At 54.3% G+C, this 11021-nt stretch carries 9 protein-coding genes and 4 pseudogenes; all 13 read right to left on the reverse strand.

What is annotated here, in order from left to right:
• Positions 1-18: 18 nt before the first annotated feature.
• Entirely contained in the window at positions 19-147 is a 129-nt protein-coding gene (locus tag BBW68_RS20160; RefSeq protein ID WP_276325377.1) for a hypothetical protein, read from the reverse strand.
• A gap of 187 nt (positions 148-334) precedes the next feature.
• Positions 335-904, reverse strand: a complete 570-nt coding sequence (locus BBW68_RS06315; protein ID WP_070134471.1) for a UbiX family flavin prenyltransferase — start codon at positions 902-904, stop codon at positions 335-337.
• 62 nt (positions 905-966) lie between these two features.
• Positions 967-2484, reverse strand: a complete 1518-nt coding sequence (gene purF / locus BBW68_RS06320; protein ID WP_070134472.1) for an amidophosphoribosyltransferase — start codon at positions 2482-2484, stop codon at positions 967-969.
• Between the two features lie 36 nt (positions 2485-2520).
• Positions 2521-3006 carry a colicin V production protein gene (cvpA, locus tag BBW68_RS06325; protein WP_070134473.1) on the reverse strand — a complete coding sequence of 162 codons (486 nt, stop codon included), beginning with the start codon at positions 3004-3006 and terminating at the stop codon, positions 2521-2523.
• A gap of 407 nt (positions 3007-3413) precedes the next feature.
• A pseudogene (gene dedD, locus BBW68_RS06330) lies at positions 3414-4120 on the reverse strand (cell division protein DedD).
• On the reverse strand, positions 4110-5363 hold the full coding sequence (folC, locus tag BBW68_RS06335; RefSeq protein ID WP_070134474.1) for a bifunctional tetrahydrofolate synthase/dihydrofolate synthase: 1254 nt from the start codon (positions 5361-5363) through the stop codon (positions 4110-4112). Before folC ends, dedD begins: the two are co-directional and overlap by 11 nt.
• 65 nt (positions 5364-5428) lie before the next feature.
• A complete protein-coding gene (gene accD / locus BBW68_RS06340; RefSeq protein ID WP_070134475.1) occupies positions 5429-6337 on the reverse strand; it encodes an acetyl-CoA carboxylase, carboxyltransferase subunit beta in 909 nt (302 codons plus the stop codon).
• Positions 6338-6512: 175 nt separating this feature from the next.
• Positions 6513-7172 (reverse strand): DedA family protein, encoded by a 660-nt coding sequence (locus BBW68_RS06345; protein WP_070134476.1) that lies wholly within the window; start codon positions 7170-7172, stop codon positions 6513-6515.
• Positions 7173-7202: 30 nt separating this feature from the next.
• A complete protein-coding gene (truA, locus tag BBW68_RS06350; protein WP_070134477.1) occupies positions 7203-8018 on the reverse strand; it encodes a tRNA pseudouridine(38-40) synthase TruA in 816 nt (271 codons plus the stop codon).
• Positions 8018-8475: pseudogene (locus tag BBW68_RS06355) on the reverse strand (Asd/ArgC dimerization domain-containing protein); the annotation flags it as partial. The gene truA and the pseudogene BBW68_RS06355, both read right to left, overlap by 1 nt.
• Before the next feature lie 40 nt (positions 8476-8515).
• Positions 8516-8590 (reverse strand): annotated as a pseudogene (locus tag BBW68_RS20570) (hypothetical protein); the annotation flags it as partial.
• Between the two features lie 115 nt (positions 8591-8705).
• Positions 8706-9854 (reverse strand): 4-phosphoerythronate dehydrogenase PdxB, encoded by a 1149-nt coding sequence (gene pdxB, locus BBW68_RS06360; protein WP_261791481.1) that lies wholly within the window; start codon positions 9852-9854, stop codon positions 8706-8708.
• Between the two features lie 301 nt (positions 9855-10155).
• A pseudogene (locus BBW68_RS19620) lies at positions 10156-10693 on the reverse strand (integrase core domain-containing protein); the annotation flags it as partial.
• Positions 10694-11021 lie beyond the last annotated feature (328 nt).

The following is an 11021-nucleotide window of genomic DNA, read 5'->3' on the forward strand; positions in this document are numbered from 1 at the left end:
ACCCTGGGTGGGTCAGATTTACATCGGCAGGTGGGCCAGTTTTACATCGGTAGCGACAGCCTCTGCGGCCTTAACGTAGGTATAGCCGTGGTCGACAACTAACTTCGCCGCTTCGAGCTTAAATTCTAGCGTGAAATGTTTAGCCATTGGGTCACCTGTGGTGTCGGGAAGGTGAGAATATCACCTTCCGATCAGGTGGCCAGTATCAGTGTGCCACTACAGTATAGCAGGTTTGTGAGCGGCAGGAAGCAACTATGACTCATATTGGTGCACAACTTGCACGAAAAGGGATTCAGCACCAACATTTGCACTTAATCAGTGCAATCCTTTGGCGCTATGCACCTTGCCAGCGCGTAAACAGATCTTCGTCCAGCTCGACATCAAACTGGTCGAGTACGCGGTTTACCGTCTGGTCAACGATGTCCATCATGCCCTGTGGACGATGATAAAAAGCCGGCACCGGCGGCATTATAATCGCCCCCAGTTCAGCGGCGGTGGTCATCATGCGCAAATGGCCGAGGTGCAGCGGGGTCTCACGCACGCACAGCACCAGACGACGGCGCTCTTTCAGCACCACATCCGCCGCACGCATCAGCAGGCCGTCGCTGTAGCTGTAAACAATTCCTGAAAGGGTTTTCATTGAGCAAGGCAGAATAGCCATGCCTTCGGTTTTGTATGAGCCGGAAGAGATACTGGCGGCGATATCACGCACGTCATGCACCACATCGGCCAGCGCCTGAATCTCGCGCATGGTGTAATCACTCTCCAGCGCTAGCGTTTGACGCGCGACTTGGCTTATTATCAGATGGGTCTCTACCCCGCTCACCTGCTGCAAAACTTGCAGCGTGCGGATGCCGTAAATCACCCCACTGGCACCAGAAATACCAATAATGAGTCGCTTCATACAAAATCCTTAAAAAATGGACCGGAATCACTTCCGGCTTATCTTAGCGTATTTACCTAAGCTTAGCCTTCATTATGCATTTCCAAGTTCTCAACTTCGTTCTGACGTTGCATCGCCTTCGCATCGTTAGAACGCAGCGACTGCAGATACTCTAGGTACTGTTGGTCGACGTCTTTGGTGACGTAGATACCGTCAAATACTGAGCATTCAAACTGGGCAATATCCGGGTTCTCTTCACGCACCGCTTCGATCAGGTCGTTCAGATCCTGGAAGATCAGCGCATCAGCACCAATCAGTTGGCGGATTTCTTCCACTTCACGCCCGTGAGCAATCAGCTCAGTGGCGCTTGGCATATCAATACCGTAAACGTTCGGAAAGCGAATTTCCGGTGCCGCAGAAGCGAGGTAAACTTTTTTCGCCCCGGCTTCACGCGCCATCTCGATGATCTGTTCACAGGTGGTGCCGCGCACGATGGAGTCATCCACCAGCAGCACGTTTTTACCGCGGAACTCAGCACGGTTAGCGTTCAGCTTGCGGCGAACCGCGCCGCGGCGCAGGTGCTGGCCCGGCATGATAAAGGTGCGGCCAACGTAGCGGTTTTTCACAAAGCCCTGACGGTATGGTTTATCGAGAATACGCGCCATCTCCAGCGCGATATCGCAGGAGGTTTCTGGAATGGGGATAACCACATCGATGTCGAGATCTTCCCACTCGCGGGCGATTTTCGCCCCCAGTTTGGTGCCCATAAGCACGCGGGCGCTGTACACGGAGATCTTATCAAGGAAAGAGTCCGGGCGCGCAAAGTAGACATATTCGAACAGGCATGGGTTGTATTTCGGGTTCTCCGCGCACTGACGGGTGGACAGCTGGCCTTTTTCGGTAACGTACACTGCTTCGCCAGGTGCCACATCGCGCAGGAACTCAAAGCCCAAAGTATCCAGTGCCACGCTTTCGGAAGCGACCATATACTCGGTGCGGCCATCGACCATACCGCGTTTACCAATCACCAATGGGCGGATGCCGTTCGGGTCACGGAATGCCACTAGGCCATGACCAATGATCATCGCCACGCAGGCATAAGCTCCGCGCACTTTCAGGTGTACGGCAGCAATAGCGGAGAAGATGTTTTCGGCTTCCAATGGGTAGTGTTGAAAACGGTCCACTTCCTGCGCAAAGATGTTCAGCAGAATTTCGGAATCCGACGTTGTATTCACATGACGGCGGCCAATTTCGAACAATGCCTTGCGCAGCTCTTGGGCGTTGGTCAGATTGCCGTTGTGGGCAAGGGTAATACCGTAAGGGGAGTTCACATAGAAAGGCTGGGCTTCAGAAGCACTGGAGCTTCCTGCCGTTGGGTAGCGCACGTGGCCGATACCCATATTGCCCTGCATACGCTGCATGTGACGGGCTTCAAATACATCGCTGACTAGGCCGTTTGCTTTACGCAGACGGAAGCAATTCAATGCATCAATGGTAACGATGCCTGCGGCATCCTGCCCACGGTGTTGAAGCACCGTTAACGCATCATAAATCGACTGGTTGACCGGCATGAATCCGATGATCCCGACAATACCGCACATAGTGACATTTCCTTATAAGCCGCGACCCCAATGCGATTACTGGGGCAAAAAACTCGACGTGCTTTTCAGGTAATCAAAAAACCACCTGATAATGTAACTGAACTGGGGAATAAGCTGAGACTGCTGCCAGTCCGGGCTTTTGGAAAAACCGGTGAATGTATCGAGGAAGAACACCATCGCTGAAACAATCAGCACACCACGTAATGCCCCGAAACAGACTCCCAGTATTCTGTCGGTACCCGACAGGCCGGTTTTTTCAACCAGCGACCCGATCACATAGTTGACGATTGCCCCGACAATCAGCGTGGCAATAAACAACACCGCAATGGCAATTCCATTTCGAACTAGTTCGTCTTCAAATCCTGCAAACCAGACGGCAAGGAAGGAGTAGTAATGACTGACGACAAAAAATACGCAACCCCAAGTGACGAAAGAAAGAGCTTCCCGAATAAACCCACGGATCAGGCTGACAAGAGCCGAAAAACCAACAACCGCGATAATGACGTAATCTATCCGGACCATGAACTCTTCCAGTGACAATGCCCTTGAATCCAGCCATCCAGCTCGTTTGGGGCGAATTCTAACAGAAAAAGAAAACGTTTGCGTAGGGTTTCCCCACGTCGATTTAAATAATCGCCGACGTGGAAAAAATCCATAGACGCGCCACGATTTCGGCCGTCAGCACGCCTCAACGCAATACCCTGATTTGCCAGTATCAATCCGAATTAACGCTCGGAACGACAGCGCTGCCGTTCCGGGCGTTAATTCGGAATGAAACAATTAATACCCTAAATAATTCGAGTCCCCTCCTAGGACCTACTTTGGGTGCAGGAAGGCGGCAAACCCGCGAATCCCCAAGAGCATAGACCACTATGTGACTGGAATTAACAGGGGCAACTAACGCATCTGCAGCAAAAGTATGACGGGTATTAGCGAGCGCTGTAAGGCTTCACCACTCCCCGAGGCAGGAGATACTCTGCAGCTGGCTGGCTGACACCTGCATTTTAGCCTTCGATGCATCCGGGCCGACGTAAATACGGGTGATCTGCCCCTGAACCGGCGTTGAAAGCACGGTAAAGGTGCGATGGCCCGACAAACTTAGCTGGGCGACAATCTCATTCACCTTAGCGGCATTTTTCAGCGCGCCGAGCTGAACAACATAGGCCTGACCGCTTGGTGCGGTTTCAGCTGTCGGTGCTTCTTCCTTCGGCTGCGTTCTCTCGATTGGCTTCTCGACCGGTTTTTCTACCGCTTTCGGCTTCACAACTGGCTTCGATTTCGCCAGCGGTTTCTCCACCACTTTCGGCAGCTGCTGCTGCACTGGCGGCGGCGTGACGACGGTCGGCTGATTGCGCTACTGCGGCACGGTGGAACCACTGTCCGCCTGTGAGGTGCTTTCACTGCTGCCCGGTGCCGTGGCACCTGCCCCTTACGGCGGCTGAGCGGGCAACGACTGCGTGACAGGCGGAACGAGATCCGTTTCCTGCGGATCTTCCGGTTTCGGCACCAGCGGGATTGCGGCAAACTCTTCTTTATAGTGTTTTTTCTTACCATCGAGCACGCCGGGCAGCACGATCACACTCAGCGTGACAATGATGATGGTTCCGACTAAACGGTTCTGAAACTTACTGGCCACTGCCGTTCTCCGTTTCCATGACCTGCGCGACGGTATGGAATGAACCACACACCAGCACAATATCCTGTTCTGCAGCTTGCTGCAGCGCCTGCTGATACGCCGCCGTCACCGAAGTGAAAACATGTGCGCCATCCAGATACGCCATCAGCTGCTCCGCGCTGGCACCGCGCGGGCAGTCAAGCGGCGCACAGTACCAGGCATCAACCTGGGGACGTAGACAGGCCAGCGTACCGGCAATATCTTTGCCGTGCAGCATACCGACCACCACATGAACTTTCCCGGCGTGCGGTAATTCCTCCAGTCGGCTAGCCAGATACGCCGCCGCATGGGGATTGTGCGCCACATCGAGGATCACCCGCGGTGACTCTGACACCGTCTGAAAACGGCCCAGTAAAATGGTCTGATGCAGATGCATGCGGATCACCGTTTCATCGACCTTCAGCCCGGAGGCGCGCAGCGCAGCCAGCGCGGTGGCGGCATTGGGCAACGGCACCTGCGGCAGAGGTAAATGGTCAACGCGGCCTTGGGCATCCTGGAAAGACCAGCCTTGTGCGGTTGCCTGATATGACCAGTCACGATCGCGCTGGCTCAGCAGTGCGCCCATCCCGGCAGCCACATCAGCGATGGTATGCGGCATATCTGGTTCGCCGACGATGGCCGGTTTGCCGCCACGGAACACGCCCGCTTTTTCGCGGCCAATGCATTCACGGTCCGGCCCCAGCCAGTCGGTGTGATCCAGCGCAATACTGGTGATCACTGCGACATCAGCATCCACGATATTGGTGGCGTCAAGGCGCCCGCCGAGGCCAACTTCGAGGATCGCGACGTCCAGCTGCACCTGCTTAAACAGCCAGAGCGCCGACAGGGTACCGTATTCAAAATAGGTTAACGAGGTTGCGCCACGCCCGGCTTCAATTGCCGCAAACGAAGCGGTGTGCGCTGACTCGGCTAGCTCTGCCCCCTGAATGCGCACGCGCTCGGTGTAGCGCACCAAGTGCGGGGAGCTGTAAACGCCCACGCGAAAGCCTGCAGCCATCAGCACAGTTTCCAGAGTTCGGCAGGTGCTGCCTTTACCGTTGGTACCGGCAACGGTGAAGACCATGGGGGCAGGTTTGAGCAGGTCGAGCGAGGTGGCAACGCGCTCGACACGATCCAGCCCAAGTTCGATAGCCTGAGAGTGTAAATGCTCAAGATAATAAAGCCAAGTAGCAAGGGGCGACGTGGCTTGAGGAAGATTATCCATGTGTCCCGTTCACAAAGTTACGGTTCATTGGTGAAAGGAACCTGCGGCCCCTTTCTCATCATCGATCAGACCTCGAGGCTCTGTGGAACAGCAGAGGCTTCAGTGATCACTTCTTCCTGCGGTGCAGGCAGATTCATGAACTTAGCCAGCAGGCTGGCCAGCTTGAAGCGCATCACCGGACGGCGCACGATCATGTCGACCGCACCCTTCTCGATCAGGAACTCACTGCGCTGGAAGCCCGGCGGCAATTTTTCACGCACGGTCTGCTCAATCACGCGTGGGCCGGCAAAGCCGATCAGCGCTTTCGGTTCAGCGATGTTGAGGTCGCCCAGCATCGCGAAGCTGGCAGAAACCCCGCCCATGGTCGGGTCAGTCAGCACGGAAATATACGGCAAACCACGCTCCTGCATCTTCGCCAAGGCCGCACTGGTTTTCGCCATCTGCATCAGCGACATCAGCGCTTCCTGCATACGCGCACCGCCTGAGGCAGAGAAACAGATCATCGGGCAACCATCTTCCAGCGCCTGCTCAACGGCACGCACAAATCGCGCTCCGACCACAGAACCCATCGAGCCGGCCATAAAGGAAAACTCAAACGCGGCAGCCACAACCGGCATCCCGTGCAGGGTGCCTTTGATTACGATCAGCGCGTCTTTTTCGTCGGTCTCTTTTTGAGCGGCGATTAAGCGATCTTTGTATTTTCTTGAATCTTTGAACTTGAGCAGATCTTTGGGTTCCAGTTCGCTGCCCAGTTCAGTCATTGAACCTTCGTCCAGCACGCTGTGCAGACGGTCACGACCATGCATACGCATGTGGTGGTCGCATTTCGGGCAGACTTCGAGATTGCGCTCCAACTCGGCACGGTAAAGAACCTGCCCGCAGCTGTCACACTTGGTCCAAACCCCTTCAGGAATGCTTGCTTTACGCGATGGGGCGGTTGTGCTCTTATTGAGAATTCGTTCAATCCAGCTCATTGATGACCTTTCCGTTTGAACCTAGCACTTCTCTTGGGAAGTACCAGTTTTTCTTTTCTACGTTGCCACGCCGGGCGGCAACGCAAACCATAAATTGTCGCTTATTAAACCATAACCACCCGTCACTGTGGATAAAAATCTGGTATGGGGGTGACAGATCTGATGATTTTTCTTGTTACTGTTTTTGTTGACGTACCGCACGGCGATGACGCCATACTTCGATAACACCCGGCATAATGGACAGCAGGATAATCAACAAAATCAATAATTTAAGGTTATCCTGCACCGCAGGCAGGTTTCCGAAGAAGTAACCCGCATAGATAAACAGCAGCATCCACAGTAGCCCGCCCGCGACGTTGTACAGCGCAAAATGACGATAGGACATTTTGCCCATTCCAGCCACGAATGGCGCGAAAGTACGCACGATCGGCATGAAGCGTGCCAGAATAATCGTTTTGCCGCCGTGGCGCTCGTAAAATTCATGGGTTTTATTGAGATAGCTGCGACGGAAGATTTTTGAGTTCGGGTTGCTGAACAGCTTATCGCCAAACAATCTGCCAATCGTGTAGTTAACCGCATCGCCGAGAATAGCCGCCACCGCCATCAGCGCCACCGTGATGTGCACGTTCAGCTCATTGTCAGGCAGTGCGGCCAGCGCACCGGCAACAAACAGCAGGGAATCCCCCGGCAGGAACGGTGTCACCACCAGCCCGGTTTCGCAGAACAGGATAAGGAACAGAATGGCGTCAATCCAGATACCATACTGTGCCACCAGCTCCGCAAGGTGGACGTCGATATGCAGAATGAAGTCGACAACAAAACGAATCAATTCCATACAGGCTTCCTTTAATACTCCAAGTCAGGGTTAATCCCCAAGGAACAGTGGTCCCATCTGTGGACGGGGTAATTCAAAGCATGCGGGATAATCCACTGCGACCAGATAAAGACCTTCGGCACGCGCGGTTGCCGCTGCCAGCGTTCTATCTTTCGCCGCTAGTAGCTCAGCCATCCAGCCTTCATGCTGATTCCCGCAGCCAATTTCCATCAAGCTGCCCACGATATTGCGTGCCATATGGTGCACAAAAGCGTTAGCTTTAATATCCACCACCACGTAAGCGCCAACCCGGCTGACGTTGAGGTGCATCACATAGCGCATCGGCGTGCGTGACTGGCACTGCAAGGCGCGAAACGAGGTGAAGTCGTTCTCGCCCAGCAGGCACTGCCCGGCATGTTGCATCTTTTCGACATCCAGCGGATGGTAGAAGTGTGTGATACCCCCCGACAGGATCGCCGGGCGCAGACGCTGGTTGTAGATCACGTAGCGGTAACGGCGCGCTGTGGCGCTGAAGCGGGCGTGAAAATCGTCCGCTACCGTTTTAACCCAGCGCACCGCAATATCTGCCGGTAAATTGGCGTTAGCACCCAGCGTCCAAGCAGCATCTTTACGCTGAGCGCGGGTCTCGAAATGCACCACCTGCCCGGTCCCGTGGACCCCGGCATCGGTGCGCCCGGCGCAGAACACCACCACCGGATGATCGGCCACTTTCGTCAGAGCCTTCTCTAGCTTTTCCTGCACGCTGCGAACTTCGTTCTGTTTTTGCCAGCCGTAATAGCGGCTGCCGTCATATTCAATGCCCAGCGCCAGCTTGGTCAGCGGCTGTGGCACAGTGCTGTCGGACATCAGTACAGATACTCCTGCACCAGTTTCTCAGCGGTTTTGATCGCCATCAGCGCGCAGCTAAAGCGTACGTTATCGGCCACCGACCAGAACTGTAACAGTTCGGCAATACCGTAATCGTTGCGCACGCAGCCAATGCTGAGATGCGCGCTGCCAGAGGCATCACCAACCTGAGTCGGGAAATTATCTTCATCGGTCAGGTTGATATCTTCCGCCTGCTGCAGCGCTTCACGCGCTTCTTCAGCCGAGACCGGATGCAGGTTTTCAATCTGCACAATCTGCGTGTTACCGTAGAACACTGGTGCCTGCACGGTGCTAACCGCGATAGGCAAACCGTCGTCCTGCAGCACTTTCGCACCTGATCCACCAAGCGGCACTCCTGCGACACGCTGCCTTCCGCATCGGTGACCAGCGGCAGCATGTTGAACGCCAGCTGGCGGCCAAAATACCCCTCTTCCGCTTGCCAGCGCGTATAACTCACCAACCGGGAACTGGTGTTCCGCCAGCAATTCCAGTAAAGCTGCCCCTACTGCGCCTGTCGCACCTAAGAGCGCGATATTCCAGCCGTCAGACATGGTGGTTTACTCCAGACAATGACACAAAAGTAGAAGGCGATGATTTCATCGCCTTAAGATTCAGAAAAATCCCGTGATGAAACGGAAATTTTAAATTGGATGACTTAATAAAGACTTAATGGCTAATGGCGTTGAAGCCCAGCCTGTTCAGCAGCGCTGCAGCCTCGGCGTTATCACATTCGACCTGCAGTGAAGACCACTCGCGGCGCTCCTGATAATTCTTACGCAGGCGGTCGAATTCACCGGGTATCGCAGCGACGTGGCACAGCGGTGCATAATCGCGGCGCAGATCATACACCAGATGCACCAGACGTTTCAGCGTTGCCTGATCGAGCGAGCCATGTAGCGTGATGCGGCTAAATTCCGGCGCGGGCAACAGCGTATCCAGCGCCACCTGCTGCGGCTGTCCAATAAACTGCGTCCAGGCTTCAAAGACCTGCGTGGTGCCGCGTGCTTTGCCTTCCAGCGTATAACCGGCAATGTGGGCAGTGGCAATATCCACTTTATCCAGCAACGGCAACGACAGTTCAGGCTCCGACTCCCAGACGTCGAGTACCACGCTCAGGTCATCGCGCTGCCCCAGCACGTTCAGCAGCGCCGCGTTATCCACCACCGGGCCACGGCAGGCATTGATCAAAATAGTATTCGGCTTCAGCGCCAGCAGCAGGGCTGCATCGGCCATATGCAGGGTCTGATAGGGCCCCTGTTTGAACAGCGGAGTATGGAAGGTCAGGATATCGGCCTGCTCTACCAGCTCAGAGAGCGCAAGAAAATCACCTTCATCACCACGATCGGCGCGCGGTGGATCGCACAGCAGGGTACGGATGCCCAGCGCTGCCAGCCGCGCCTGTAAGCGACCACCAACATTGCCCACGCCGACGATACCCATGGTGCGGTCCGCCAGCTGGAAACCATCGCGCTCGGCTAGCAGCAGCAGTGCGGAGAAGACATATTCGACCACGGCGATGGCATTACAGCCGGGCGCTGAGGAGAACGCGATGCCCTGCTCGCCTAGGAACTCTTCGTCAATATGGTCGGTGCCCGCCGTGGCGGTGCCAACAAACTTTACTGGCTTGCCCTTCAGCAGTTCAGCATTCACTTTGGTTACCGAACGCACCATCAAACCATCCGCATCGTCCAGTTCGGCCTGCGGGATGGGGCGACCCGGCACTGCAACCACATCACCGGTACGGCTAAACAGTTCACGGGCGTACGGCATATTTTCATCAACGAGGATCCGGAGTTGTTTTTCTACATCAAACAAAATATATCCCTCTTACCATGGCCCAGTTTTTTCTAAAGATAGAATCATGAATAAAACCTATTAAAAACATGATGGTACACTGGTTTCCTAATTGGTGGCGCGAAAAAAACAACTTTTTCACGCCGCAGTGATAAAGCAGCTATGAGCAATCTAGACTTACTTGTCTGTGGTCAACCCGTGGACAGTAAGGCCACCGATCAGTGGGTTAAGCATCACTGCATCCTGAAGGTAATCAGGGACAAGGTGCGCATAAGTCATTGTCTGTGGATTTAACCCTATAAATCCAGACACCAGATCACTCTTAAGTTAACGACTCGCGCCGGCGACGATACTCACGTGGTGAGCGGTATTCCAGTGCACTGTGGGGATGCTTATCATTATAATGCTCGAAGACAACGGCAAGGTTCATAAGAGCCACCTTACGGTTTGGCTTCGGTATTACGCTGATATAGTCCCGTTCCATTGTCTTCACGAAGCTTTCCGCCATTTCGTTGCTCTGCGGGCTCCGCACCGCGGTTGTTCTCTGCTCCAGATTTAGTTGCCTGCTGAACGCTCTGGTTTCTTTCGCCGTATAACATGACCCGTTGTCGCTCAGGAACTCTATCGAGCAGATGATTATCGCGCATCACTCTGTAAACCCTTTTGGCATTCACTGTTTCTGCTCCCTCATCTTCGCTTTCCTTGTGCAGAAGCGCCCAGACCCTGCGGTATCCGTAGGTTGATAGTTCAGCGATGTGTTTCACTATCCGGGCTATAAGCACCTTATCGTCATGATACCGCTGACGACGTCTGTCCTGCCAGTCTGACGGTCGGTGAATACAGAGCGACAGCTGCGCACGCCATAGTTTTAAGACTACCTCTTATTTTAAGAGTATCTACCTGTCTGGATATTCAGGGGGCCAGTATCAGTGTGCCACTACAACCCGAACTCAAACAGAAACCTGGCCATTTTGAGATTGACACCATTTTTGGCAAAGACCAGAAGTCATTCCTGCTTACTCTCGTAGATAAGGCCCTAAAAACCGTCATCATTCGGAAGCTGTCCAATAAACGTGCAGAAACCGTGGTTGCCGCTTTCAGAAACATTGCAGCCAATACTTTATGCGAGTTTATTGCGCGGCCTTACCATTCCTAGGAGCGCGGTTTGAATGAGCATACCAACGGGCT

Origin of the sequence: Candidatus Erwinia dacicola, assembly GCF_001756855.1 — a bacterium.
Classification (GTDB): Bacteria; Pseudomonadota; Gammaproteobacteria; order Enterobacterales; family Enterobacteriaceae; genus Erwinia; species Erwinia dacicola.